This is a genomic window from Pantoea sp. B9002, assembly GCF_013385945.1.
Taxonomy (GTDB): domain Bacteria; phylum Pseudomonadota; class Gammaproteobacteria; order Enterobacterales; family Enterobacteriaceae; genus Pantoea.
Window position 1 is genome coordinate 38,730 of the sequence record NZ_JACAPA010000045.1, and the last position, 24,510, is coordinate 63,239.

The following is a 24,510-nucleotide window of genomic DNA, read 5'->3' on the forward strand; positions in this document are numbered from 1 at the left end:
GGGGCGTTTCGGGCATGCGGCTAGGGTCTGATGGCAACGCCCAAATCAACCCCTGCAGCTGGCTGACCGCCAGCGCGTTCACTGGCCACAAAATCCGTGGCCGCTGAGGACCGGACCGGCATAAAGCTGCCGTCCGGGGCTGTGCCCTGTTCATCACCTGCCTTCCTGTTTCGTTCTCTTAAGCTCCTTCGCCGTGCAGAAACCTGCCACACGGGCGGCCTCACGCAAGGGGCGCCTTGCTAAACGTCTGCACCCGGTCCCTGCGGGCTGCGGCTTTGTCGTTTTCCCCTGCGTTCTGCCTGATGCCCGCGCGCCAGTTCTGCCCCCACGGCGAGGAACTCAGAGAAACATCACTTAAACGCAAACAGGAGAAACAACATGTCACAGCAGAACATCAACTTCACGGCTTCAGAATCTAAAGAATCATCGGTTTTTAAAGGCCAGGGCGATTTAAGCCAGGCGGGTGAGGTGCTGGGGGAAGGGTTCTTTGCCCCGGTCGAGTCCGATCTGGTGGATTCCCTGCTGGGGCGTTACCAGCACACCCGCGCGATCATCGGGGAAATCGCAGGCGCAGTGACAAGCCATGAGAACACGCCAGCGGTGGCGCATTTTATCAGCGGCAACCTGAGCGGACGCCGGGGCGGTTACGGTTTTTCTGTGGGGGAGGTGTTTGACGTCACGGGCGCTGTCGCGTCGCTGAATGCGGCGTACTGGCAGGAGGCGCTAAATCTGACGGACGTGTACGAGTACATGCCTAACGATCGCCGCAATGAATGGAACGAGCAGATCCGCGAGATGAAAGCGCCGGACTTTGAAGAGGCAACAGTGCGCACCACGCTCTCCGAGCTGCTGTTTTCGCGTGAGAAGTTTTTCTCTGAGCGTGTGGATGGCATCTTTCGCAACCTGTCAGGGGAGCACGTCACCAACCGCCCGGAAGGCTTCGGCAAGCGCATGATCATGGCGCGCGTTTATGACGAGTGGGGCGGCAATAACTACCAGCGCACCGGCTACATTGATGACCTGCGCCAGGTAATTGCGAAATTCATGGGCCGCGACCCCACCAGCTACCGCACCACGGACAAGATTTTGCAGATCGCCCGCCAACGCGCCGGGGAGTGGCTCACGCTCGATGGCGGAGCGCTGCGCGTTAAAGCCTTCCTGAAGGGCACGGCACACCTTGAAATTCACCCGGATATGGCCTGGCGCCTCAATGACATTCTGGCCTTCCTGCATCCGGCGGCGATCCCGGCAGAGCACCGTCAGAAGCCGCGCACTAAGGCAAAAAGCTTTGCGCTGCAATCCAACCTGCTGCCGTTCTCCGTGCTGGCGGAGTTGAGCGAGCTGGAGATCGAGCGCACCACACCCTTTCAGCCTAACCGCTGGGATGAACCGCGCGAACCCATTACGACAAATCCGTATAACCGCCGCTTTAAAGGTTACCGGGACGGAGACAAGGCCGCACGCGCCGAAGCTGAGAAAGTGCTGATGAGCCTGGGCGGCGTGAGGAAGAACATCAATGCGCTCACCTGGTATGAGTTCGACTACGACCCGACCACGGCGATTCAGGATATTCAGCTCAGCGGTGCATTGCCGGATCAGAAAACGCACCAGTTTTACCCGACGCCCGAGGTGCTTGCCTCACTGCTGCTTGATGAGGTGGCCATCCAGGAGGGGGACAAGTGCCTGGAGCCAAGCGCAGGCATGGGCGGGCTTGCTGACCTGATGCCGATGGCGCAGACCACCTGCGTGGAGATTTCGCCGCTGCACTGCCGCGTGCTGGAGGCAAAAGGCTTTAACGTAATTGAAGGGGATTTTTTGCAGTGGGCGCTGGAGACGCGCGAACGCTTTGACGTGGTGGTGATGAATCCGCCCTACAGCGAAGGCCGCGCCCTGGCGCATCTGAATGCAGCGGCTGAGCTGGTGAAACCTGGTGGGCGACTCGCCGCTATCCTGCCTGCGGGGATACTGTTTAAGGATGTGCTCAAGGACTGGAGCTGTAGCTGGTCGGGTATTCACAAGGACATGTTTGCGGGAACGGGGGTAAGCGTGGTGCGCCTGGTGGCTTATAAGCCCGAATAAAGCACAGAAAAAAGCAGGGTGTAAGCCCTGCCATTCTCCGCCCCTGTTTTCCACGACGAAGCCGGGGGCCTCACTAAACATCGATCAACCAGGAGAAGATCAACATGTCTGCTTCGCAAACCTTACCACTGGATAACAAGACAAACCCCGCCCTGACAGATACCCGCGAGCCGGTGCGCATGGACGTCATCGAGCAGATTGCCGCGATGGCGGAAGGCACCGAACGTCCGGCGCTAATCTGGGGCAACACCGACCGGGCCACGGTTGCCGCTGAGGCGCTCTGGGTCTTTGCCCGGCGCGTCGGGCTTGATGGCCGGGGCGATGATGCGTTTACCGCCGTTCAGGATCTGATTGCCAACCTGATGCACCTGTGTGAACAGGAGGAAATCACCGGCGGGGAGGTGACGTTTGCCTCGCTGGTGGGCATGGCGGAAATGCACTATCTCGCCGAGTTGGATGAGAACATCGGACTGTAAGGTGGCGGGACCGGGTCTGGCCCTGCCATTGCCTGTGGGTACGCCGGAAAGGCGGGCGGCCCTGCGGGCCCGGGAGTGCCCGGTGCTGACGCACCAGCCGTTTCCGTCCGCCGTCCTGTAACCTGCTGAGTCACTATCCACTATGGATAGCAAGCGCTCTTTTCAGTGATTAGCTAAACCGGCTGCACGGGTTTTGAAGAGGTTGAGGTAATGCGGCAGGTCTGTTTACCTGGTTTCTGCGTGTTTTATTGTGAGCATTGTGCGATGAGCGCGTGTTGACGCGTGATGTGCATGGCCCCCTTCGGCTCCCCGGCAGGCCGGGTCGTCAGCCCGACTGCGCTAACCGGTAAACCGGCAAGCTTCGCCGAACCGCGAAGGGCTGCGTTTCGGGCCTGGCGGCTGCGGTCTGATGGCGACAGGCAACGTGACGGTGGTGGGGCAGTCATGCGGTCTGCCTGAGCATTATCGTTTGCGTCTGGCCCACTTAAAACATAAAACAGGTTAACCTTATCAGAGCGTTATTGAAGGAGGATGAGATGGGCAAAGGAACAACGTTCAGTGCGCAGATAACCGGGTTGCCTCAGGGTGGGATTTTTCAGCCTCATGAGCAGCTCGATTACGACAGCGACTGGCGCAAGAAGCTCGGGGATGCGTACGCGAATAAAGTGGAAGCCAGAGTGACCTGCCTCTGCAAAGGCAAGCCAGACGATCTGACCCTTCGCAGGCTGGTAGTTCGCTACCTGAAAGATTCAGACCGCTACAGCCTTTCAGGCTGGAAACACAGTGGCGGCCAGCACCGGCATGACTGTCGCTTTTACTCGGTCTGGCCCGATGACACGTCGGCAGGTGCCTATTTATCAAGCGTCGTCAGGGTCAATGATGACGGCACGTTCAGCATCACTTTGCCGGTCGGGCTTTCGCGGCAAAACGGTACCGACAAACCCATATCTGATGTGAATCCGGCAAGACACCCGCGCACGGGTAAATCCAAACCCTCCATGAGCCTGCTGGGGCTGGGGCACTTTATCTGGCAGCAGGCTGAAATCAACACCTGGAAGCCGCAGTACGTGAAGAACCGGCCGCGCAATGCGCTGTGGCTGGCCAGCCGGATCAGCGGCATGGCGCAGAACATCCGCGTCAGCAGGCTGACCCTTGCCGACGTGCTGCTCGTCAGCGCCGCGGGTGAGGGGACCCAGAAGCAGGCCAACCAGCAGCGGGTACGCTATGCGACGGAGAACAAAAAGCGTCTGATGGCCATCGCCCTGCTGAAAGCGGACGCGAAAGATGGCTACACCGCGCTGCAGGCGGGGCGCCTGAGCCTTTCAAGTCCGATCGGGTTCCCGACGCTTAACGTGTCCCCCAATACCTTGAGAGCCTGTGAGCGCAGTTTCGGATCCGAACTCAATGCCTGGAGGCGGGGCATAAGGTGGTTGCCATCGTTGAAACGGAGCCTCCCACGCTGCGCTTTGAGAGGATAAACGGCCATAATGTTCCCATCAGGGAAGCGGAGGTCATCGGGATCGCGCTGATGCGCGTTACGCCGCGCTTTATCCCGGTGGACTCAGGTTATGAGGCGATTATCGAAGCCCGCCTGTGTGAAGAGGAGCGAAGCTTTATCAAGCCGCTACGCTTTGATGCTGAGGAAGACACCTTGCCGGATTTTGTCCTGACGGACGTGGATGGCAAAGAGTCCGTGCCGATGGAAGTGTTTGGCATGAACACGGATGAGTACAGCGCGCGGCGTGCGGTGAAAACCGAAATCTATAACAAGGAGTTCGGCGCCGACGGATGGTGGTCATGGGACGCTACCGTAAAAAACGCGGAGGACAACATACCGCCTTTTCCGGCACAGAATTCGTCATCCTGAATCGTCTGAATCGTCTGAATCGTATAGGCGGTTCAGAGCGTTTTCTGCAGCTGCGGTCCGGAGTTGGCAGGGCTCACAATGCGCGTATCACTGCCGGACATGCTGAGCACATTCGGGCCGGTATCGGACGGGTGATGCAGCTATTTCACCATGCAATACGGGCACATAGATACATCAAGAGTGTAACGTCTTGCCAGGCTGAGCGCCTGGTAGGATATGTACACAGACCCCAGGAAAATGCGGGAATCTCTATTGTCGAGTTTTGCGCATCCCTTCATGTGAAGCATGGCACCTCCCGAGCTGGTCGGGGTCAGGTAGCAGTAATAGGAAGGCTCCATGCTTGCTCTCTCTGTATGGGATGTCGGTTGGATCATCTTTATTAACTATAGAGACTGCTGACGGTAATGCCCGTGACTGTATAGCCGTTATCGTGAGTACAAACTTATCGCGTGCTTGCTTCGCTTCTTTTTTTACCTTCCTTTCCATCTATCTTCTCTCACTCGTTGCCTGGTCTGGTACACCGATGATCAAACCTGCCATGTCTTATGGCCCCCTTCGGCTCCCCGGCAGGCCGGGTCGTCAGCCCGACTGCGCTAACCGGCAGGCCGGTAAGCTTCGCCGAACCGCACAGGCGCGTTTCGGGCCTGCGGCTGGGGTCTGATGGCAACAACAAGGTCAACCCCTGCAGCGGGCATGGGCCCGCGCGTTCACTGGCCACAAACAGACGTGGCCGCTAGGGACGCCCGCCTTGCGGTCGGGTGTGTGCCTGCTCATTTCAGGTGCGGTGGTCATGTTGCGGTCGGTCCACGCGTCGGGCGAAGCCAAGCACAGTCATTCGTCAGTCACCAGGGTGAAATGCACGCCGGAGGCGCCCTGGTCACTGCCGCCTGCCCGTGCTTCTCAGCCCTTTGCCGCGAGGAACTCACCGAAACATGAATTAATCACCTGACAGGAGCACCAGCATGCACACACAAAACATCAACGTCGCCGCTTCAGAATCTTCCAAAACATGGGTTAAGGGCAGGAGCACACAGGCTGAGGAGCGGGTGTTTGTGCGCATCGATACCGGCACGATTTTCAGTGAGGCGATCACGCTGAATGACGGGAGCACCGTGTCCGTGTTCAGTTTTGAAACGCTGGAGGAGTTGCAGGTGCAGTACGCCGACATGGCATTGATGACCGAATCCGAGGCAGATGCCCTGTTCTGTACACGTCTGTTCAGGCCGTGGGAGGAGGTGAGTGAAGCGCGCTGGATGGATCAGCTGACCGTGCTGACGCCGCTGGACTGGCAGTCCTCACCCGCAGGCGAGACGTTCAAGTGTTGTGAAATGTATTCCGGGAAGGTGACGCACATTTTCGCGCATATTCGCGGACGCTATTTCGAGTGCCGGGACTATGCCTGGAAAAAACACGCGGATCTGGTGCTGGGTGCCGTGCTGGCGATGGCGGGGGAAATCGCGCATTAAAAAAGCAGGCGAAAGCCTGCTCTCTTAACGACCGGTTCGAGCGGCAACTCTTATTGGTCACATCAATCACGAAGGAGTAACGACATGTTTGATAACCGAATCGTCGCACAGCCGACACAGGATGTAAACCTGTCCGCCAGTGGGACAGGGCAGGAGCCGTTGCAGGACCTGACAGCGGCGCAGTTTGCGGATCTGTATGCGTACATCTGCGAAGCGGGAACCTTTGCCGGATTCAGCGCGGTGCCGTGGGAAGAACTCGGCATGTGCAGTGTTATCCATGAACCCACCGACGAGCCGGAAGGGCTGCGGATTTACCTGCGCGATAAATGGCCCGTCGCGGTGCTGGAGTACGACGTGGGATACCGACTGATGCCCGGCATGATCACCCATCGCTGGCAGCAGAACTGAACGCAGCAGGGGCGCGGTTGCGCCCTTTATTGAGCAAACCACATGAAGGATTTCACCATGACAGCTCCCGTTATGCCAGTTAAAGAGACTCAGCCCAGCGGTGTTGATTTTGATGCCATTCGTCGCAGCCTGCGCCGCCATCTTTTCGTTATCAACCGGCCCGATTTTAACGTCAACAGCGCCGCGCTGCGCACCGATTTTGCCATGCAGCTTGAATACCTGGCAGCCGCCACGTTTACGCGTGACAAAGCGATTTATGACACGGGCAAGTATGCGTCCTCAACCGATCTGCTGCTGATTAAGCCGCTGGAGCAGCTACAGGTCACCGTCACGGTTTTCGCATCCAAGGCGGGAGCCGCCCCCGATACCTATCAAACGCGGATCGTGCATTCAGCCAATCCCCTCGGCGAGGAGGCATACCCGGAAAACAGCGAGTTTCAGACCACCAATGTCTATCAGGTCAGCGGCGTGTTAACCGTGAGCGCGCTGGAGCTGTTCTGGTCAGAGCATGATGGCCTGGAAAAATATGCACGGGCGAACCTGCCTGAAGCGGATGAACTGAGCCCGTTCTGCCACTGGCATTATTCACGCCTGCAAGGGTAAACAGCGATCCCCCGCGGTGCGCTGCGGGGGCAACGGGAGACAGCCATGACTACGCAGAAACCACTGGCGGAGGCGCTAAAGAATCCGCTCAAAGCAGGCTATGTGACCTGGACCGGTCACGTCATGACCGAAGCGGAATGCCGTTCTTACAACCTTTATACCGCAGAAGCGGCGCGACCATGGATAAGCGAACAGACGCGTGAATACCTGCTGGATCAGCGGCACCGCTATTTTGTGCTTATCAGCGAAGAACAGGAGGGCTCGCCTTTGCGTTGATGGCGCTCATTATGTGTTGCCGCCTGCGTGTTCGGGAGTTTGTCCCCGGCACACCAGATCCGAACGGGAGAGCGGCGGCTTTTTCGGACAATGAATACAGGCTATCAGAGGCCGGTGATTAGGCTTATGCCGTAACCGTTACGTATGATTCAGCCGCTATGATCGATTTTGCGGCGTTGGGTGTCTGCCTGCTGCTGATGGCTGTGCAGATGTTCCGCCGCCGTTGAAATCTTGCGGGCCTTCGGGCCCAGAGAAAGGCGGTGCTGACGCACCGCGCATCCCTCTCCGCAGCTTCCTTATCCCGGCAGCCTGTTCTTTCATATTTGCTCTCTTTTCCTTATTACCGCTTCAACGCCGTTTTAAGAGATATCGCTGGCGCATTCCCCTGGTTCTGGTTATGCCTTCCTGTCTCATTGTCAGTCATAACTCAAGACACATGGCCCCCTTCGGCTCCCCGGCAAGCCGGGTCGTCAGCCCGACTGCGCTAACCGGCAGGCCGGTAAGCTTCGCCGAACCGCGAAAAGATGCGTTTCGGGCCTGACGGCTGGGGTCTGATGGCAACGGCAAGGTCAACCCCTGCAGCTGGCTGATGCCAGCGCGTTCACTGGCCACAGACAGACGTGGCCGCTAAGGCCCGGTCCGGCAAAGCCGTCCGGGGTGTGTTCATGTCCTCTTCCCGTTTGGTGAGGCTGTTCCGGTCAACCCAGGCGCGGAGGGCTTTTCGTAGCACTGCCATTCATTCAGTACAAGGGTGAAATGCACGCCGGAGGCGCCCTTGTACTGCCTGCCTGTCATTGCTACTTGGCCCTTTGCCGCGACTGGATCGACCGAAACATGAACCCTCACAGAGACAGGAGAAATGCCATGAACACACACAACGTCAAAACCGCCACGCCAGAATCTCCCAAAACATGGGTGAAAAGCCCTGAAAACCTCTGGATTGCGCGCAAAATTGACCTGCTGGTGGCTCTGGCGAAAATAGAGGGTGAATTGCTGATGTATCAGGCCCTGGACCGCATTGAAGCCGAAATGGATAGTGACCAAATCGAAGATCAGTACCTCTGTCCGCAAACTGCCCCCGAAATTGTCCAGCGCCTTGAAAGCATGGGTGCGATCACCACCCAGTCAGTACTCGATATGGTGTGCTCGGTTGAGTCGTTGGCGAGTTATAGCGAATTCTGGCGGGAAATCTTTTCAGGCGCGCTTCCTGCGTTAACGGTGTTCACTAGTCGCGCGGCGGCAAATCGCGAGCGTTTTCTGGCATCAGCCGCCGAAGGCATGAAACCGTTCAGCGTGGAAGTCGACGGGCGAATCGAATATCCCGAAGACGATCCGATTTTCGGCACCTACTGGCAGGACGGCTCAATTTGCCTCGGGCGTGCCTGGACGGTTGCGGAAGCGATGGATCTGGCCGCCAGCGCCTGGCTGAAGGATGAATGGGATCCACGAATGGAAGGTGAAGACTATTACGACAGAGATTTTGGTCGTGATATGGGGCCGCTTCGCTTTAATCCTCAGACCTTCATTATCTGTGACGAGAATCAACGCCGGGTGCTGACCGGTGACGTGGACAGCATGACATGGCATGCACACGTTACCGATACTGCTGAACTGATGCGTATCAACGCTGAGCAGGACGCGCTCTATACGGAAGCGGCAATCGAGGGAGGCTGGGACAATTATGAGACCGCAAGGCAGCTACGGGCGAAAGCGAGAAAATTAGGCGCAGCCATTGTCGACCGCGCGTGGATGGGACACCCTGAGGTGGCTGCTGCCATCGCGTCTTTTGTCCGGCCTGAGCGTAAGACCTGGAGCGCAAGGCTTAATACACATGGCTTGTCGCCATTTATGGCGGCTGATATGACGTCTCTGATTTCACTCAGCGACCATACTTCGCAGCTATCCCGCCGGGATCGTTTTGAAGCGCTGCACAGCGTGGCACTGAGCATTGCCGATCACGTCAGCCGCTCTGTCACTGACTGGTCACTGCTGCGTCCAAAGATCCCGGCGGCGGTGATCAGTGCCTGGCTCCTGACCAGAGAGATTGTCATCGAGCAGTTTGGCAAAAATGGTGAAATGGTCTGGAAAGGCATCAAGGGTTCTCTCATCTCTCACCTGAATCACAACAGACCACCATTCTGATACGGTGCCAGCCGGGAGCGGGGCAGGGGAGATCCTGTCCGCTTCAGGCGAGCTGAAAAGCGGGCGGCCCTGCGGGCCGGAGAACACCGGTGCTGACGCACCGGTCATCTTCCATCGCCTGCGCTTTCTCTGTGTGGGGCGCTGTCTTTTCGTTGTCGCTCATCTCTTTTACTTCTCTTACTTCTCTCTCTGCTTCCTGTAGCGATTAAGTCTTGCAGTGTGCAGCAGCTGCTTCTCCTGTTTCCTGGTGATCAAAGTTAAAAGCATCAACAAACGGGTGGCCCCCTTCGGCTCCCCGGCAGGCCGGGTCGTCGAGCCCGACTGCGCTAACCGGCAAGCCGGTAAGCTCCGCCGAACCGCCAGAAGCGGCGTTTCGGGCCTGGCGGCTAGGGTCTGATGGCAACTACAAGGTCAACCCCTGCAGCGGGCGTGCGCCCGCGCGTTCACTGGCCACAAACAGACGTGGCCGCTAAGGACGCCCGCGTTGCGGTCGGGTGTGTGCCTGCTCATTACCAGCGCGGTGGTCATGTTGCGGTTGGTTCCACGCGGCGGGCGAATCCAAGCACAGTCATTCGTCAGTCACCAGGGTGAAATGCACGCCGGAGGCGCCCTGGTCACTGCCGCCTGCCCGTACTTCTCAGCCCTTTGCCGCGAGGAACTCACCGAAACATGAATTAACCACCTGACAGGAGATGCAGCATGTACACAAACAACGTCAACGTCGCCGCTTCAGAATCTTCCAAAACATGGGTTAACGGCCAAAAAATCTGCGTCAGCACGAACGACCTGCGCACGCGCTGGCATGCCAGAGGGGAAGGCGGCGTAAATGTCACGCCTGCTGAAGGGAAGCACTTCCCGGCGCGTAACGGCAGCTATGGCGTTGATGTGCTGCTGCTCGATGAAAACGAGGTGAATGCGCTGATTGATGCGGGGCACAGGGAGCTGCCACGTCTGGCGAGTTCAGAGGGCGGCATGACGGCGCTGTACGACATGGGAGAGAACCCCGCCGGGCGTTATCTCATTGCCAGTCGTGGCCAGGTCTTTTATCGCACGAACTCTTTTCAGAAGGTCCGTCGGGAGTATATCCGCATGGCTGTTGAGGTGCGGGATGAGGAAGTGCAGAAGTTTCTGGCGGCCTTCGATGCGGCGATGGAGGCAGGGCTGGATCACTACCAGGCCAGTGACGTTGCGCGCGGTTTTATCACGCTTGAAAAAGCCCTGAATCCTGAGCGTGAAAATCAGGAAACTGCCAGCGGCGATGATGCCGGACTTGACGAGATCCCTTTCTGAAACCGTGCGGCGGCCTGCCTTAGCGGGTCGCGCTTTCATCTTTACCGACTTAAGGAAAACTGAAATGAAAATGCAAAATGCGCAGGCAGTGGTCATCGGTCAGGTTGTCAGTACGGTGCTTTACAATCGTGGTCGAGGGGTTGTTTTTGCCATCCACGGGAAGCAGAAGCCGGCCTCGGTGGGATCGCTTTCGGGCGTCGTTTCGTATGGTGGGAATGCCACCTTTGATATTGCTTTCGAGAGCGGGAAAATATCCCGGGGGCTGCCTGAAAGTATTCTGCACGGCAGGCAGTGGAGCATATTCCCGGAAATAAAAACGGCGGAAGAAGTTATTCGCATCGTTGAACATGCGCAGGCAGAAGAGATTCGGGAGGCGGATGAACGCGAGGCAGAGGAAAGGGAATATCGTGCTGAATGTGAACGCCTAAAAACAGCACCGGAATATTCCGACCTGTCTCAGGATAAAAAAGGGGCGGTGCAGGTAACAGGAAATATCCGCAAAGAACTGAAGGCAAAATTTCCCGGCGTAAAATTCTCGGTTCGCAAGCGCAGTTATGACAGCGTCAGTGTGAACTGGACAGATGGCCCGACGGAAGAGCAGGTAAAAGAGATTACGAAAAAATACCGCGACAGTTATTTTGACGGCATGCAGGATATGTCTGTTTCCTGTTCATCTCCGTTCAATGAAATTTATGGCGGCGTGGGCTATGTTTTTGTTGACCGCGGTTACTCGGACGCGATGAAACAACAGGCTATCGGGATCCTTAAAATTAAATATGATCACCTTCTCGATGGGGAAGAGGTATCTGTTGCCCGTTACAACTCTGGCGAACTGTATCGTATCCGTCCGGATTACTTTGGCCACGGTCATGGCATTCAGGGCGAAATAAATAAGATACTTGCGGTAACCACTGCTTAAGTATGGAGGAGCCGAAGGGCTCCTTTTTTTTGCCTCGCTTTTTCTGTCGGTAAATTTAAGCACGACAGAAAAAAGGGATTTACATAATTATCTTGGATAGGGAATTTTGAAATTTTATATCGCGACCCGGGTTACCCTGTTCCGGTGTTGAACCGTCACGGGCAATTCTGTGCGTTGATGTTCAGTGTTGTCTGAGAATTAACCGGCGCCCAGAAATGGATAACGATTCTCTCGCCTGCTGGATAAATAGATAACTAGCATCAGCCGATGGGAACGCGGGGGATCTTTCCGGCTTTAATGTCTTTATAATGCCCGTCGATGATCATCGCGTAGTTATACCGGTTCTTGATCGTTACCGGAATATTCTTCATACCTGCGTTGTACATTCCGACCGCCAGCCACGTAGTGCCGTACTGATTGAAGTTGCGCCGCAGCAGCATCGCCCCGATGTAAATATTGAGGCACGGATCTGAAAGCAGCTTTTCTTTGCTCAGTCCCGTATATTCTTTCTGTAATCTGCGCATGGTTACCGAGTTAATCTGCATGATACCATAATCACTACTTCCCGGCTTCCCGTCATCAGATTTATTGGTATTAATAGCCGTCGGGTTGTAGTGCGATTCCTGCCAGGCGATAGCCCGAAGATAATCCGGATCAATGGAATACCATTCACCTGCTTTAATAAAACAGTCCGCTTTCACGCTGGTCGGGATAATGCCTGTAACCAGCAGGGCAGCAGCGTACCAAAATAGTCGCATCGCGGCTCCGGTTTTGAAAAGGTCGGGGAGGTTGTTGCTCTCAATAATATCATAAGAAAGTGATTTTTACACACCACTCGCAAATTTAAATTTGTCTAATTACACAGTCCAGATCAGTTGGTTAGCATGAAATCGTAGAAAATTTAGGCTAACTATTGGTTACCAGATGGTAACCCTTTGGAATCCAGAAGGTTTTTTAAAGGTTACCAGAAAGTTTGTTATAAATATATCAGTAGGTTAGAATATTTTTAGGTTAGATGGTTTCCATATGGTTACCCAATTTAAAGTAGCTTGTTACCTGATGGTTACCCAAAGAAGCCGACTTGAATCCTGTTAGATGGACTGGTCAGATGTGTTCTTCTGATGCATAAATAAAAATGAGAGTGAGAAAAAAATATGAATGACGATAATTCAGGTAAGCGTAATCGGGTTAATCTTACAATCCCTTTTTCACTGCTGGAAAAGATAGACGGGCATGTAGAGAAAAAGCTGGAAGACGGTGAGTCGCGCGATACGGCTAACCGCTCGGCATTCGTGATGGATATGTTCAAGCTCGGCCTTCGGGTTTATGAAAATAAAATCAACAAAGATGCTTCAGAGAAAACGCTGGACCAGAAGCTGGAATTCATTGCTAAAAACGTTCTCGTCAGCGGTTTTATCACTGACGCTATCTTCGGCGTCCAGAAGGAAACGGTCGATGCCAGTAAGGTTATTAAAAATGAAATGGTTCTTGATCCGGAGTGGGTTAAGGCAGTGAACGAACGCGTTGCCGGAAAATTGCAGGAATACTTTAAATAATCCTTTTTATGTCTGGTGCTTTCTCTCCGGCGCCAGACTCGTCTTATCAGCTATCATCACTGTCTTTCGAATTGACATCATTTTCCTGTAGCGCTTTGAGTTCTCTCTTCTGCGCTTCCCGAATATAGCGTCGCAGGGTCAGCGCATTGATACCGTACTGGGTATAAATCTGTTTACGGGTGTGCCCGTCGATTAAAACAGCATTGACGGCCTGATCGCGGTCGCGTTTAGAAAGAGGGTTCCGGTTATCGTATTTAACCCGCTTTTCCTGAATGTCAGGCGAATGCTTCTTTTCCTTCCAGGCGTCTTTCACTGTGGATACCGTAATACCAAGAATATCCGCCGTCTGCTGCAACGTTTTTCCCTGCACGCGCAGCCGAATGACTTGTTCTTTTAATTCTTCCGGAACGGGTCGGTAATCCTCGCGCGTGCCGATGTGCTTAATCAGCGTCTCTGCGGTAATACCATATTCGGCGAGGATATCTTTTCTGAGCGCCCCCTCGCTTAATTTTCTCTTAATTTCTTTGGCATCATCGGGCGTCAGTTTTTTTTCACGCTCCCGGGGGGTTAAAGTTTTACCGTCACGTTCTGCTATTTTTCTGACCGCGTAGTACACCGCAGCACGGGTAATTCTGAAGGTCTTTTCGATTTCCTCAACCGTTATTTTCGGCTCTGCGTGATACATGGCCGAAATTACCTCCCACTGTTTCCAGCGCAGTTCCATCGCCGACGTTCCCTTGCGGGATTTAATCAGGTTATAGACGTAGCCTTCAGAACATTTCTGTTCTTCGCAGATATCCCTGACGAGCCAGCCCAGCGTGACGCGCGCCATGACTTTTTCGGGATCGGGTCCACCTTTTCTTTTTCTCGGCCTGGAAGGCGGTGTGTCTTTCACTGCCGGAGCGGGCAGCACTGATATTACTGTAGGGGCGTCCTGTTTATTTTCAGCCTCTGCATCCGGTTCGATGAACACGGATTTATTCAGGCTGTTATTTAATTTACGCGCCAGCCAGAGGTTCACCGTGGGGCGGCGTAACGGGGTGACTAAATCCCGGTTTATCAGTATCCAGGCGTCCGGCACAACAGTGTCTGAATTATAGGGATAGATAATCTTCCTTACGCGTTCAGCAAGGATTTTCACCTGAGAGGAATAGGCATATTTACTCAGCACGGACAGGAAAGGGTAGGTGACGAGCTGGCAGGCGTAGAAGTGGCCTTTCGGCGTGTTGACCTCAAACCAGCCGGGATCGCGTATGTAATGCAGCAACGCTTCGTTCAGAAGGTTACTTAAGTCGGCCTCATCATTTGTCCTAAAAATCTCAGCCGTGACGCCCGCCGGATCGGCGATATGAACAACCAAATCGGCAGTCTCAGCCATGATTTTTCATTTCCATTCAATCGGTTAGTGACTTAAGTGAAATCGCTCACCTTAACGATAAATGAAATTGATCAGTAAGATCAATAACTTATATTGAAGTGTGTGATCGTGGAGCGTAAAAAAACGTCAGCCAGTTAAGAAACCGTAAGTTTCTGTTTCAATCCCACAGATATGTAAAGGAGGCGTAATCAAAAAGAACAAAATTTGACTTAAGTCCATCAGGACAACGACAAACGATAGTTCAACCGACTGATCATTATATCCCTAACTGAGGAAAAAACCTATGAAGGGCTCTCTCTCTTCGTCTGTAACCTACTGCCGCAAGGCAGGGGCGGTAGCGTGGAAAAAACTGAGTACCACCGCGCTGCTTTCTGCACTGGCGGTCCTGGCTGTTTCTGTGATGCCCGCCCACGCTCAGGACTACTTCGCCGGGGCCAAAACAGATGTAACGGATACGTTCGGCGGTAACTCCGCTGTAGTGTATATCCTTTATGTTATTGAGATTGCTTTCATCGCTTTCACGTATATCAAAACCAAGAACCTGGCGCTGTTCGGCAGCATCGCTGCGCTGCTGGTATTTGTGAACGTCGCCTTCAACGTCATTCCTGCTTAAAGGCTGCTTATGGATAAACGTGACCGGTATTCCTGTGCGGCTACGTTTTCCGAGCAAAAGCGGTTCGTGGGGCTGCCACCTGATGAGTTCTGTCTGTACGTGCCACTGGCACTGCTGGCTATCTTTCTCAACATGTGGATTTTTGGCCCCACGCTCTTAGCCGCCGTGGTTGGAATACGTCACCTCAAGAAAGGCCGCGGATCTCAGTATCTTCTCAACCTTGCGTACTGGTGCCTGCCCACCTCAGTGATGCGCTTCTTCATCAGCATCCTGCCCGACAGCTACAAACGGCACTGGGTCGCCTGACCCTCTCCGGAGACATCATGGAATTAAAGCTGCGTTCGGCGGGCAACCGCAACATGGCCGTGGCGATTCTGGTGCTGCTCGTTATCGCGATCCTGGCGCTGGCATTGTGCTGGCGCCTTTACGGTGATAACCGCGCGCTGGTGAATCAGCTCCTTAACAACCGTCAGACCATCATTGTTCCCTACGGCGCGGACACGCCGTTCAGCTTTACCGGCGAGCGCGGCGACGCCCGCTATCTGCGCCTGATGGCGCTGGCGTGGCTCAACCTGCGCCTCAACATCTCCGACAATAACGCCGAGGCCAGCCACGAAATGCTGCTGGCAGGCGCCTGCGACGGCGCGGAGAAATCCATTAAGGGCGTGCTGGCGGATGAGGCCTCACGCGTGAAAGGCAACAGCGGCGGCTCGGTGTTCTACCCGAAAGACGTCAGCGTCTGGCCGGACAGGGGCATCGTCGACGTGACCGGCGATCTGCAGCTGAGTTACGGGCTGCACGACGGCAGACCGGTGAAGAAGCACTACCGCCTGCGCACCGACACCCGCAACAACCGTCTCTGCTGGAACGCATTCCTGGAGGTTCCCGATGCGTAAACACCTGCTAATCAGCGCCGTGGCGTTGCTGACCGCGATGACTGCCCGCGCCGAGCAGCTGACCCTCAATCCAGGCGCGCGCGTGAACGCGGCGGTGAGCAACACCAACCCCAACTATCTGCGCGTGAGTGATGACCGCATCCTCAGCGTGCAGGCGGCGCAGGGGGTACTGAGCGCCAAATCCCCCACGCCGGAAGGCGCGATTGTGTTTTCCACCATCACCGACAAGCCGTTCACGATGTTTGTGCAGACCGCCTCAGGCTTTGCCTTTTCCGTGCAGGCCATGCCCGGTAAGCGTGCGGGGCTGAGCCTCACCGTTGATAACCGCGAGGTGCAGGGCACGGAGGAGGCCAGAACTTTTGAGCAGAAGCAGGACACCTACAGCGCGCTCATCAGCACGCTGGTCGGCCGCTTCCTCACCAACCGCAAACCTGACGGCTACGTTTTCAGTAAAAACACCGATGTGCCGGTCAGCGACGCAGTAAAGAGCGCATTTGCGTTACGCCCGGTCACCGCCTGGCAGGGCGACCGCGTACGCATCGTGCGCACCGACCTCACCAGCCTGTCCTCGCAGCGCATCCGCCTGAGCGAGCGCTACTTCTGGAGCCCGGGCGTGATGGCCGTGGCGTTCCACCCGCAGCTCGACGTGCTGGAGCCGGGCGCGAAGGTGTCTGTCATCACCGTGTTCCGCACGAAGGGAGGCCCGGATGAACCTTAACAGCCTGGTCCGCAGCAAGCAGCGCCGGCTGTTTGGCATCATTCTGGCCGCGGCCGCCGTCATCATCGGCGGGCTGTATCTGGCCAACCGGGGCGCCAGCGGAAAAACCGGGAGTCAGGAAAGCAAGCCGGATAAGGCTGCCGCCGAGCCGGACCTGACCGGCGGGGGCGTGGTGAACGCCTTTGACGGCTCCGGGCAGGGCTCGCTGCTGGTGAGCGCGCAGAACCGCGAGAAGGAAGCGCGCGAGCAGCTCTCTTCAATGCAGAAGGACTTCAAGTCACTGAAAGACCAGATGTCGGACGTGATGAACAACAACAAGTCGCTGCAGCAGAACGTGAGCGACCTGATGGACCAGCTGAAGAATCAGCAAAAGGCCGCTCCGTCCGGACAGGCCGCGCAGCAGGGGGCGGTCAGCAATACGCCGCCGCGAACGGAGTACACCTTTGCACCCGCGCCGGTGCAGACCGGGCAGATAGATAACCAGACCTTTGACTACTCGCAGTTTGAGCCGAAGGCGGAGGACACCTCTTTCTGGGTGCCGACCGGTACCTTCTCCGACGCCATCATCATTGAAGGAGCCGACGCCAACGCCTCGGTGCGCGGCGAGAACAACCTGGTCCCCATGCAGTTCAAGCTCAAGGGCAGGGCGCACCTGCCGGGTAACAACAGGCTTGTGCACCTCGACAACTGCTTCGTGACGGCGGCGGCCTACGGTGACATTTCCAGCGAGCGCGCCATCGTTCAGCTCCAGCGGCTGTCCTGCATCATCGACGGCAAGCACATTGACCAGGCCGTAAAGGGGCACGTGGCCTTCTACGGCAAGAACGGCATCAAGGGCGTGCCGGTCATGCGCAACGGCAAGATCCTCGGGCTGGCGTTTACCGCCGGTGCGCTGGGCGGACTGGGACAGAGCGCCTCACAGGTGGGCCAGACGGTCACCGGCATTGGCGCCACCAGTTCGGTCAGCGGCGGTGACGTGGCGCGCAGCGCCGTGGGCGGCGGCGTAGGCAAAGCAGCGGACAAGCTCGCCGACTACTACATCGAGCGCGCCGAGCAGTATCACCCGATCATCCCGATTGGTGCGGCGAACCGCGTAGAGGTGGTCTTCATCGAGGGCTTCCGGGCGAAGTTTATTGAGGATGAAGAGGCGGCGAAGCTCGCGAAAGAAGAGAAGCGCAACGGCACGCAGCAGCAGGACACCCAGACGCAGGCCAGAGGCAACAGCGGTCTGCCGCCGGACCTGGTGGGCAAACTCGGCGACGCGACAAAGCTCAACATGAATGACTTCGTCACGCCTTCAGGCGGGCAGGCGAAGAACATGACCCCGCAGGGCGTCAGGCAATGACGGAGGCAAAAATCCGGCTTCGTCACGCCGAGCACTGCGGCTGGATGGTGTTTACCGAACGGACGGTGAGTTGCTTCGGGCGCGACGCCGACGCGCGCATCCCGGGGCTGCAGGCGCTGGGCTACAGCGTCAAAAAGCTCTACTGCAAGCCCGGCCTTATTCCGGACGACGGTTACGTCGCACTGTTCGGGGAAACGCTGCGCCGCCTGCTGGAGGTGGCTCCCGGCGACGCCTTCGCCATGAGCATGCTGTCCCGTCTCGGCACCCACGGCAGTAAAGGCGATCTCTGGATCGACTTTACCGAAATTTCTGACCTTAACGGAGATCACCATGACTAAGAAACACGCCCTGTACGTCTGCGCGCTGACCATGATGCTCGGCGGCTGCGCGGGCATGAACAGCGACTTTGAGTTCGATAAGCCGGCAAAAGATACCGGCGTCTGGATGTCTCAGGCCGACGACATGTCCGCAGGCAGCAGTGGCAACGCGCCTGCAGCGGCGTCAGGTACCGCCGGATTTACCGGCGCAGGCATCCGCCTCGATGACTATCGCCTGATTGATACCGGCACCATCCGCCTTGACCCGCAGGCTGAAGTCCCCGGCGGTCGTAGTGGCGACCGCGAGAGCATACCGCTGCGTCTGGGTGCCTCGGGTGAGGTCCGGCCGTTCACGCGGGAAAACGGCGTGCTGCACACCACCACTAATCAGACCGCGTACTGCAGCGCCGCGCACTGCTTCCCGGAGCCCTCCGCTGCGTTTCGCCGCCCGGACGGGGTGGCACGCATCTGGATAGCACCCTACGTCTCCCCCGACAACAGCGTCCACATGGGCGAAGTTATTTACAGCGTTTCCAGTCACGGTGACTGGAACGGTATCCTGATGTGAGGTCCGCATGAAATTTTTCAAAGGCTTCCGCTTTGATCCGCTGAACGTGGTGGACACGGTGGCGGGTATTCTGGGCGAGCGCGACACCACGAACGAGACGCGCCAGAAGCTGCAGGACATGGACTATCCCCACATCCGTGACCTTCTGCCCTATAAGGACTACGACACCGAAAGCCAGATCTGGGTGAACAAGGAGTCGGTGGGCTTTGTGGTGGAGTGCCAGCCGCTGATTGGCGCCAACGAAAAGCTTGCCGAAAGCCTGGAGTACCTGCTGCGCGACGTGGCACCCCGCGATATCCCGCTGCAGGTGATGCTGGTTTCCACCCGCGCCGTGAAAGAGCAGGTGGAGCAGGGGCTGAAAAACTTCGCCTGGAAGGGACACCGCGCGGACGAGTGTAACGACGTGACCGCGCGCTTTTTCCTCAACGGCGCGCGCTACACCTACAATAACGGCCTCGATCATCCGCTGACCCTGCGCGACTACCGCCTGTTCTTCATCTGGGCAACACCGGTCAGAAATCTCAGCGAAACCGATATGATCCGCGTGCGCGACGTGCGCCGAAATTTGCTCAACGCGCTCAACGCCGCCGACCTCTGGTCATCTGCCATCGGCGTTTCAGAGTTCAGCAGCGTGCTGCGTGAGTTCTTCAACCATGACCCGGCGCGGCTAGAGCGCTACGACAGTGAATATGATCCGGCGGCCGATCTCGGCACGCAGTTCGTGGATCGCACCACGTCCTGGCGGGTGAAGCCCTCACACATCCGCATCGAGGGCAGCGACGCGAAGAATAAGCCGTTTGCGGCGCGCATGGTGAACCTGAACCTCGACCGCAACCCGCAGGCGCACTATCTCTGGCAGAACGGCAACATCATTCAGGACCTGATGTCGCCGACCAACGGCATACCCTGCCCGTTTATCTGCACGATGGTGCTGACCACTGAGGAGCAGATGAAGAGTCAGGGCGAGGCCAACAGCCGCTTTCTGTCGCTGGACTCGCGCGTGAACACCAGCTACGCCAAGTACATCCCGTCCACCACGCGCCAGCACGCCGAGTGGAAAGATGCCCGCGCGCGTCTGCTCTCGAACCAGACGTCGCTCACCAGCTACTTCTACGGCATCACGCTGTTCTGCCCGGACGACGACGACCTGACGTCCCGCTACACCGAGAAGGCGCGCAACGCCTTTGCCGCGCAGGGCCTGCGCTTCGTGCGCGCCGACTTTATGCAGTTGCGCAACCTGATGGCCACGCTGCCCTTTGCGATGGTGAATAAGAAGCTACGCGACGACTGTCGCAAGACCGGCGGCATTCAGCGCTCAGAGTCCTTTCACGCGGTAAACCTGATGCCGGTCATCGGCGATAACAAGCTGTGCGCCTCGGGCATTCTCATTCCGAGCTACCGCAACCAGGTGGCGTTTATCGACGTGTTTGACGAGAGCCTTCCGAACACCAACTTCAACTGGTTTATGTCGGGCACCTCGGGCGCGGGCAAGTCGGTGCTGGCCAACTCCATCGCCCGCTCGGTGCTCGACAAGGGCGGGACGGTGGCGGTGCAGGACATTGGCGACTCCTACAAGGCGGCCTGCAGCAGCCTGGGGGGCACCTACATCAACGGCGACTCGCTGCGCTTCAACCCGTTTGCCAACGTCACCGACATTACGCTCGCCGCCGAGCGCATCCGCGATCAGCTGTGCATCCTGGCGAGCCCCAACGGCCTGCTGGACGAGGTGCACGAATCCATGATCCTGGAGGCCATTACCGAATCGTGGCCGCAGTATCAGCAGGACATGCGCATCGATCACGTCATTGCCTATCTGAAGAAAAGACAGGCCGCCGTCAGCCGCGAGTACTCCTCGCAGATTGGCGGACGCATTGATGAAATCACCACGCTGCTCAGCAAGTATAGCACCGGCGGTATTTACGGCAGGTTCTTCAACTCGTCCGAGCCCACGCTCAGGCCTGACCTGCAGTTCGTGGTCACCGAGCTGGGCGACCTGCGCAAGCAGCAGGACCTGCTGTCGGCGGTGCTCTTCAGCATCATGATCTGGAACGAGAACATGATGTACACCACGCCCCGCAGCATGCGGAAGATGAACATCATCGACGAGGGGTGGAAGCTGCTCGGCGGCTCCAGCACCAAGATCAAGGACTTCATTGAAGAGGGCTACCGTACCGCCCGCCGCCACAACGGCTCTTACGGCACGGTGACGCAGGCGATACGCGATAAAAACCTGTCCACGGCGGCGCTCGCGGCCTACGACAACAGCTCGTTCAAGTTCACCTGTATGCAGGACGCCAAGTCGTTCACCACCTTCCAGAAGGAAGAGCCGCACGCGTTCAACGAGATGGAGTGGGAAATGATCCGCAAGTTCCCGCCGGCGAAAAAGGCGCGCTACAGCTCGTTTCTGCTTAGCGTCGGGGAGTTCTCCAGCTTCCACCGCCTTATTCTCGATCCGCTGAGCGACGGCCTGTTCTCCTCCAAAGGCGAAGACTTTACCTACCGCGAAAAGCGCCTGCGCGAGGGCGCGGACATCAAGGACATCCTGTTTGAGATGGCCGACAACGACGCGCACAAGCGCGACATCATCCACGTGCTGCGGGAGATGCAGATTTGAACCCTAAATTCATGAAATACGTGATTGTTTATCTGGTCATGGTGGGCGTGGTCCTCCTGGTGTTCCACCTGTATTAACCGCGCGCAGAGCCCATACGCATCATTTTCCCTGCAAAGGAGTCCGGAATGGATATCAAACAGAGTGCGACCTGCGTTGTCGGGTCCTTGTTGCTCAGCGCCGCCGCGTGGTTCCTCTGGCTGAAGCCGCCCGTCCTGGTCACCTTCGACATGAAGGGCACGACCAACGCGCTGATCCGCCAGAGCGCGAAGCTGGACCTGACGGACGAACAGCGCCGCGCGCTGCTGACGCGCTTCGACCAGAGCGTCACTACCGCCACTGCCGAATACTCGGCCTCTCACGGCGCGGCCATTCTGGTGAGCCCTGCTGTAGTGACCGGCCTGACTGACGCGACGCCGGAGATTCAGGCCCGGCTCGCCGAGCTGATGAAGGCCGGCGCAGCGAAATAACCCCACCCGATCACCCTAAACCGGGAGCATCCCGATGAAACACGTTACCCCGCTGGCGGGCATTGCCGCCGGCGCGCTGTTCGCCGCCCTGAGCCTGCAGGCAGTGGCCTCGGAGATTGGCACCTTTGGCGATACCTGGGACATCCGCGAACACGACCTCATAAGCGTGCTGAAGAAGAATCTGGAACAGCACTTCGCCGGAAAATCGCAGGCGCAGATTGAGCAGGAGATGCAGAAAAAGGCAGAAGACCAGGCGATGCGCCCGCCACCAGTGGAAGGCATCACTACCGCGCGCGAGACGCGCAGCCGCCTGTTTGACCCGTCGTTTACCGTGCAGCGCGACATCGCCGACCAGAACGGCGTGGTGTTTGCGCACAAGGGAGACAGGGTGAACCCGTTCGACGTCATTCCGGTGTTCGACGAGACCCTCTACTTCATCGACGCCGACGACGATCGCCAGATTGCCTGGATGAAGCAGCAGGTGCCGCACACCACGTCCTCCCGCGTCATCTTGGTCAACGGCAACGTGCGCGATGGCGCGCAGGCGCTCGGCAGCCGGGTCTACTTCGACCAGACCGGCAGCATCACGAAAAAGTTCGGCATCACGCAGGTGCCTGCACAAGTGAAGCAGGCGCCCGGACAAAAACGCTTCCTGATTACTGAATTTGGTCTTCCCGACCGCTAACGGAGCCCGACATGAAAAAGCACATACTCACCACCATCCTGACGCTGAGCCTGACAGGTCACGCCTTCGCCGCTGAAGCGCCGTTCAGCGCCGCGCAAAAAGCGCAGATCGGGGAAGTGGCGGCAGACTATCTTCGCGCGCACCCGGAAATCCTGATCGAGATGAGCCAGAAGCTGCAGGCGCAGGCACAGAACAAGCAGATGGGGTCCGCCGTGACGGCGGCCCTGCAGGATCAGGCCGCGCTGCTGGACGATCCGACTTCGCCGGTTCTGCATCCTGAGGGCGATATCGCTGTCATTCAGTTCTTCGACTACCAGTGCATCTACTGCGCGAAGGTCGCCCCGACGGTGGAGCAGTTCATCAGCAACAACCCGGACGTGCGCTTCATCTATAAGGAGTGGCCGATCTTCGGCAGCCGCTGGCCTGCCTCCATTCAGGCGGCGAAAGTCGGACTGTCCCTGTACAAAACCGGCGGTGCAGAGGTGTATCACCGCTACCACGCTGCGCTGTACGCCACCGGCCACAACGAGGGCAGGCTGCTTGACGCGGACATCCGCGAGGCGGCGGTGAAGGCGGGCGTGACGTCGACGCCGAAAGCCGACGTGGAAGCGATGGGCGCGGTGCTGGAATCCAACAACGCGCTGGCGAAGCGCCTGGGCATTCAGGGTACACCCGCCTTCTTCGTCATGCCGGTGAAGGGCGCGACCGCTGAAAACGTGAGCGTGATCCCAGGCGCGACCAGCCTTCAGGCGCTGCAGGCGGCGGTGGTAAAAGCGCGCGGCGGCACGGAAAAAGGGGGGCTGACATGATCTGGCGCACGGCTATTCTGGCGCTGGCGGTCTGGGTGTGCGAGCCCGCCTGGGCCGCCGACGCGGGGGGCAGCAACGGCAACACGTCCCTGACCTGCGAGGGGCGCTGGGTGAATCCCATCACCGACGTCTGCTGGGAGTGCATTTTCCCGATGAGCGTGGGCAGCGTGCAGGTTTCCGCCGGGACGCTTCCCGACACCGACAACCCGGCCTCGCCCATTCAGATTTGCCCGGTACCGCCGCCGATTTTCGAGCGTACCGGCGTCGCGGTGGGCTACTGGGAGCCGTTTGCGATGACGGACGTAACCCGCTCGCCGGGCTGCATGGTGAACATGGGCGGTTTCAACATCAACATTCCGAACACCGGCACGGGCGTGGGCACCAAAACCGCGAACGAGCACCCCGGCACCTTCTACCACGTCCACTGGTACAAGTACCCGCTGATTTCCTGGCTCAGCATTATCACCTCCGAGATGTGCCTGCAGGGCGGCGAGTACGACATCGGCTACCTGTCGGAGCTGGACCCGACCTGGCAGAACGACAACCTGGCGCTATTCCTGAACCCCGAGGTGATGCTGTTTGCCAACCCGATTGCGCAGATGGCCTGCGCGGCTGACGCGGTGGCCTCCGGCGTGAGCCGCCCGATTGATGCGCTGTTCTGGTGCGCCGGCTCCCACGGCTCGATGTACCCGTTCACGGGCAACATCGTCAACGAGTCGAGTGGGCTGAACAGCTCGGTGCTGCTTTCCGAGCGCATGGACTTCAAGCTGCACCGCGAGGGGCTCATCCTCGACACCGTGCCGTACGACGTGGCGGTCTGCTACGAGTACCCCTCAGTCATCCTGCCGAAAAGCCGCTACCGCTACCAGATGGTGAACACCATCCCGGACGTGGCGTCCTGCCACCCGCTGGGGCGCAACGTGATGCTGTGGCAGACGGGCAAGGAGATGCCGACAAGCAAGAAGAACTACGGCTACCTCATCTGGAAAAAGCGCAACTGCGTGATGTAAGCGAGGCA

At 57.6% G+C, this 24,510-nt stretch carries 27 protein-coding genes; 24 read left to right on the forward strand and 3 right to left on the reverse strand.

The annotated features are described in order from the left end of the window. Positions 1-378: 378 nt before the first annotated feature. From HX773_RS20080 to HX773_RS20115, 8 genes are all read left to right on the forward strand, one after another. Positions 379-2,079: a DUF4942 domain-containing protein gene (locus HX773_RS20080; RefSeq protein ID WP_176972997.1), complete on the forward strand. Its 1,701-nt coding sequence runs from the start codon at positions 379-381 to the stop codon at positions 2,077-2,079. Positions 2,080-2,183: 104 nt separating this feature from the next. Continuing rightward, on the forward strand, positions 2,184-2,555 hold the full coding sequence (locus tag HX773_RS20085; protein WP_052259261.1) for a hypothetical protein: 372 nt from the start codon (positions 2,184-2,186) through the stop codon (positions 2,553-2,555). A gap of 536 nt (positions 2,556-3,091) precedes the next feature. Beyond that, positions 3,092-4,033, forward strand: coding sequence for a DUF1173 family protein (locus HX773_RS20090; protein WP_176972998.1), 942 nt, complete (start codon positions 3,092-3,094; stop codon positions 4,031-4,033). Beyond that, the gene (locus HX773_RS20095) at positions 3,982-4,422 is read left to right on the forward strand and encodes a DUF1173 family protein (protein ID WP_176972999.1); all 441 of its coding nucleotides are present in this window, start codon (positions 3,982-3,984) and stop codon (positions 4,420-4,422) included. The genes HX773_RS20090 and HX773_RS20095 overlap by 52 nt, the downstream gene beginning before the upstream one ends. Positions 4,423-5,384: 962 nt before the next feature. Next, entirely contained in the window at positions 5,385-5,888 is a 504-nt protein-coding gene (locus HX773_RS20100; protein WP_052259260.1) for a hypothetical protein, read from the forward strand. Between the two features lie 84 nt (positions 5,889-5,972). Further along, the gene (locus HX773_RS20105) at positions 5,973-6,296 is read left to right on the forward strand and encodes a hypothetical protein (RefSeq protein WP_031378066.1); all 324 of its coding nucleotides are present in this window, start codon (positions 5,973-5,975) and stop codon (positions 6,294-6,296) included. 42 nt (positions 6,297-6,338) lie between these two features. Then, positions 6,339-6,899, forward strand: coding sequence for a hypothetical protein (locus tag HX773_RS20110; RefSeq protein ID WP_176973000.1), 561 nt, complete (start codon positions 6,339-6,341; stop codon positions 6,897-6,899). 45 nt (positions 6,900-6,944) lie between these two features. Continuing rightward, entirely contained in the window at positions 6,945-7,175 is a 231-nt protein-coding gene (locus tag HX773_RS20115) for a hypothetical protein (protein ID WP_176973001.1), read from the forward strand. A 149-nt stretch (positions 7,176-7,324) separates the two neighbouring features. Here the strand turns inward: HX773_RS20115 and HX773_RS26000 are convergent, their stop codons facing one another. Continuing rightward, entirely contained in the window at positions 7,325-7,447 is a 123-nt protein-coding gene (locus HX773_RS26000; protein ID WP_255433277.1) for a hypothetical protein, read from the reverse strand. A gap of 592 nt (positions 7,448-8,039) precedes the next feature. Between HX773_RS26000 and HX773_RS20120 the strand changes: the two genes are divergently transcribed. From HX773_RS20120 to HX773_RS20130, 3 genes are all read left to right on the forward strand, one after another. Next, positions 8,040-9,317 (forward strand): hypothetical protein, encoded by a 1,278-nt coding sequence (locus HX773_RS20120; RefSeq protein WP_052259259.1) that lies wholly within the window; start codon positions 8,040-8,042, stop codon positions 9,315-9,317. A gap of 699 nt (positions 9,318-10,016) precedes the next feature. After that, entirely contained in the window at positions 10,017-10,607 is a 591-nt protein-coding gene (locus HX773_RS20125) for a hypothetical protein (protein WP_039390129.1), read from the forward strand. A 64-nt stretch (positions 10,608-10,671) separates the two neighbouring features. Continuing rightward, entirely contained in the window at positions 10,672-11,526 is an 855-nt protein-coding gene (locus HX773_RS20130) for an LPD29 domain-containing protein (RefSeq protein WP_176973002.1), read from the forward strand. Between the two features lie 260 nt (positions 11,527-11,786). Here the strand turns inward: HX773_RS20130 and HX773_RS20135 are convergent, their stop codons facing one another. Next, positions 11,787-12,284, reverse strand: coding sequence for a lytic transglycosylase domain-containing protein (locus HX773_RS20135; protein ID WP_176973003.1), 498 nt, complete (start codon positions 12,282-12,284; stop codon positions 11,787-11,789). Between the two features lie 396 nt (positions 12,285-12,680). Here HX773_RS20135 and HX773_RS20140 point away from each other — a divergent pair, with 396 nt between their 5' ends. Then, positions 12,681-13,082: a hypothetical protein gene (locus HX773_RS20140; RefSeq protein WP_176973004.1), complete on the forward strand. Its 402-nt coding sequence runs from the start codon at positions 12,681-12,683 to the stop codon at positions 13,080-13,082. 46 nt (positions 13,083-13,128) lie between these two features. On the opposite strand, the gene HX773_RS20145 is transcribed toward HX773_RS20140, so the two are convergent. Beyond that, entirely contained in the window at positions 13,129-14,460 is a 1,332-nt protein-coding gene (locus HX773_RS20145; protein WP_176973005.1) for a hypothetical protein, read from the reverse strand. Between the two features lie 283 nt (positions 14,461-14,743). Here HX773_RS20145 and HX773_RS20150 point away from each other — a divergent pair, with 283 nt between their 5' ends. The 12 genes from HX773_RS20150 (at position 14,744) to traU (ending at position 24,502) form a co-directional block, all read left to right on the forward strand. After that, positions 14,744-15,073, forward strand: coding sequence for a type IV conjugative transfer system pilin TraA (locus HX773_RS20150; RefSeq protein ID WP_176973006.1), 330 nt, complete (start codon positions 14,744-14,746; stop codon positions 15,071-15,073). A gap of 9 nt (positions 15,074-15,082) precedes the next feature. Beyond that, entirely contained in the window at positions 15,083-15,379 is a 297-nt protein-coding gene (gene traL / locus HX773_RS20155) for a type IV conjugative transfer system protein TraL (protein ID WP_176973007.1), read from the forward strand. A 17-nt stretch (positions 15,380-15,396) separates the two neighbouring features. Further along, complete coding sequence (locus HX773_RS20160) at positions 15,397-15,969, forward strand: TraE/TraK family type IV conjugative transfer system protein (RefSeq protein ID WP_176973008.1); 573 nt, start codon at positions 15,397-15,399, stop codon at positions 15,967-15,969. Further along, complete coding sequence (locus HX773_RS20165; RefSeq protein ID WP_176973009.1) at positions 15,962-16,687, forward strand: type-F conjugative transfer system secretin TraK; 726 nt, start codon at positions 15,962-15,964, stop codon at positions 16,685-16,687. The genes HX773_RS20160 and HX773_RS20165 overlap by 8 nt, the downstream gene beginning before the upstream one ends. Next, the gene (locus HX773_RS20170; RefSeq protein WP_176973010.1) at positions 16,677-18,032 is read left to right on the forward strand and encodes a TrbI/VirB10 family protein; all 1,356 of its coding nucleotides are present in this window, start codon (positions 16,677-16,679) and stop codon (positions 18,030-18,032) included. The genes HX773_RS20165 and HX773_RS20170 overlap by 11 nt, the downstream gene beginning before the upstream one ends. Then, entirely contained in the window at positions 18,029-18,370 is a 342-nt protein-coding gene (locus HX773_RS20175) for a hypothetical protein (protein WP_176973011.1), read from the forward strand. Before HX773_RS20170 ends, HX773_RS20175 begins: the two co-directional genes overlap by 4 nt. Next, positions 18,363-18,917, forward strand: coding sequence for a TraV family lipoprotein (locus HX773_RS20180; protein WP_176973012.1), 555 nt, complete (start codon positions 18,363-18,365; stop codon positions 18,915-18,917). Before HX773_RS20175 ends, HX773_RS20180 begins: the two co-directional genes overlap by 8 nt. 7 nt (positions 18,918-18,924) lie before the next feature. Next, the gene (gene traC / locus HX773_RS20185; protein WP_176973013.1) at positions 18,925-21,531 is read left to right on the forward strand and encodes a type IV secretion system protein TraC; all 2,607 of its coding nucleotides are present in this window, start codon (positions 18,925-18,927) and stop codon (positions 21,529-21,531) included. A gap of 125 nt (positions 21,532-21,656) precedes the next feature. Then, complete coding sequence (locus HX773_RS20190; RefSeq protein ID WP_176973014.1) at positions 21,657-21,998, forward strand: TrbI F-type domain-containing protein; 342 nt, start codon at positions 21,657-21,659, stop codon at positions 21,996-21,998. A 34-nt stretch (positions 21,999-22,032) separates the two neighbouring features. Continuing rightward, positions 22,033-22,683, forward strand: a complete 651-nt coding sequence (gene traW / locus HX773_RS20195; RefSeq protein ID WP_176973015.1) for a type-F conjugative transfer system protein TraW — start codon at positions 22,033-22,035, stop codon at positions 22,681-22,683. A gap of 11 nt (positions 22,684-22,694) precedes the next feature. Then, positions 22,695-23,492 (forward strand): DsbA family protein, encoded by a 798-nt coding sequence (locus HX773_RS20200; protein WP_176973016.1) that lies wholly within the window; start codon positions 22,695-22,697, stop codon positions 23,490-23,492. Then, positions 23,489-24,502: a conjugal transfer pilus assembly protein TraU gene (traU, locus tag HX773_RS20205; protein WP_176973017.1), complete on the forward strand. Its 1,014-nt coding sequence runs from the start codon at positions 23,489-23,491 to the stop codon at positions 24,500-24,502. Before HX773_RS20200 ends, traU begins: the two co-directional genes overlap by 4 nt. Positions 24,503-24,510 lie beyond the last annotated feature (8 nt).

What these genes read in the sequence shown, in the direction of transcription:
- HX773_RS20140 (WP_176973004.1), top strand. Translation starts at nt 12,681, where the DNA reads ATGAATGACGATAATTCAGGTAAGCGTAATCGGGTTAATCTTACAATC.
- HX773_RS20145 (WP_176973005.1), bottom strand. Translation starts at nt 14,460, where the DNA reads ATGGCTGAGACTGCCGATTTGGTTGTTCATATCGCCGATCCGGCGGGC.
- HX773_RS20125 (WP_039390129.1), top strand. Translation starts at nt 10,017, where the DNA reads ATGTACACAAACAACGTCAACGTCGCCGCTTCAGAATCTTCCAAAACA.
- HX773_RS20085 (WP_052259261.1), top strand. Translation starts at nt 2,184, where the DNA reads ATGTCTGCTTCGCAAACCTTACCACTGGATAACAAGACAAACCCCGCC.
- HX773_RS20150 (WP_176973006.1), top strand. Translation starts at nt 14,744, where the DNA reads ATGAAGGGCTCTCTCTCTTCGTCTGTAACCTACTGCCGCAAGGCAGGG.
- HX773_RS20115 (WP_176973001.1), top strand. Translation starts at nt 6,945, where the DNA reads ATGACTACGCAGAAACCACTGGCGGAGGCGCTAAAGAATCCGCTCAAA.
- HX773_RS20130 (WP_176973002.1), top strand. Translation starts at nt 10,672, where the DNA reads ATGAAAATGCAAAATGCGCAGGCAGTGGTCATCGGTCAGGTTGTCAGT.
- traU (WP_176973017.1), top strand. Translation starts at nt 23,489, where the DNA reads ATGATCTGGCGCACGGCTATTCTGGCGCTGGCGGTCTGGGTGTGCGAG.
- HX773_RS20100 (WP_052259260.1), top strand. Translation starts at nt 5,385, where the DNA reads ATGCACACACAAAACATCAACGTCGCCGCTTCAGAATCTTCCAAAACA.
- HX773_RS20190 (WP_176973014.1), top strand. Translation starts at nt 21,657, where the DNA reads ATGGATATCAAACAGAGTGCGACCTGCGTTGTCGGGTCCTTGTTGCTC.
- HX773_RS20135 (WP_176973003.1), bottom strand. Translation starts at nt 12,284, where the DNA reads ATGCGACTATTTTGGTACGCTGCTGCCCTGCTGGTTACAGGCATTATC.
- traC (WP_176973013.1), top strand. Translation starts at nt 18,925, where the DNA reads ATGAAATTTTTCAAAGGCTTCCGCTTTGATCCGCTGAACGTGGTGGAC.
- traL (WP_176973007.1), top strand. Translation starts at nt 15,083, where the DNA reads ATGGATAAACGTGACCGGTATTCCTGTGCGGCTACGTTTTCCGAGCAA.
- HX773_RS20175 (WP_176973011.1), top strand. Translation starts at nt 18,029, where the DNA reads ATGACGGAGGCAAAAATCCGGCTTCGTCACGCCGAGCACTGCGGCTGG.
- HX773_RS20180 (WP_176973012.1), top strand. Translation starts at nt 18,363, where the DNA reads ATGACTAAGAAACACGCCCTGTACGTCTGCGCGCTGACCATGATGCTC.
- HX773_RS20120 (WP_052259259.1), top strand. Translation starts at nt 8,040, where the DNA reads ATGAACACACACAACGTCAAAACCGCCACGCCAGAATCTCCCAAAACA.
- HX773_RS20110 (WP_176973000.1), top strand. Translation starts at nt 6,339, where the DNA reads ATGAAGGATTTCACCATGACAGCTCCCGTTATGCCAGTTAAAGAGACT.
- HX773_RS20090 (WP_176972998.1), top strand. Translation starts at nt 3,092, where the DNA reads ATGGGCAAAGGAACAACGTTCAGTGCGCAGATAACCGGGTTGCCTCAG.
- HX773_RS20165 (WP_176973009.1), top strand. Translation starts at nt 15,962, where the DNA reads ATGCGTAAACACCTGCTAATCAGCGCCGTGGCGTTGCTGACCGCGATG.
- HX773_RS20080 (WP_176972997.1), top strand. Translation starts at nt 379, where the DNA reads ATGTCACAGCAGAACATCAACTTCACGGCTTCAGAATCTAAAGAATCA.
- HX773_RS20200 (WP_176973016.1), top strand. Translation starts at nt 22,695, where the DNA reads ATGAAAAAGCACATACTCACCACCATCCTGACGCTGAGCCTGACAGGT.
- HX773_RS20105 (WP_031378066.1), top strand. Translation starts at nt 5,973, where the DNA reads ATGTTTGATAACCGAATCGTCGCACAGCCGACACAGGATGTAAACCTG.
- HX773_RS20170 (WP_176973010.1), top strand. Translation starts at nt 16,677, where the DNA reads ATGAACCTTAACAGCCTGGTCCGCAGCAAGCAGCGCCGGCTGTTTGGC.
- traW (WP_176973015.1), top strand. Translation starts at nt 22,033, where the DNA reads ATGAAACACGTTACCCCGCTGGCGGGCATTGCCGCCGGCGCGCTGTTC.
- HX773_RS20160 (WP_176973008.1), top strand. Translation starts at nt 15,397, where the DNA reads ATGGAATTAAAGCTGCGTTCGGCGGGCAACCGCAACATGGCCGTGGCG.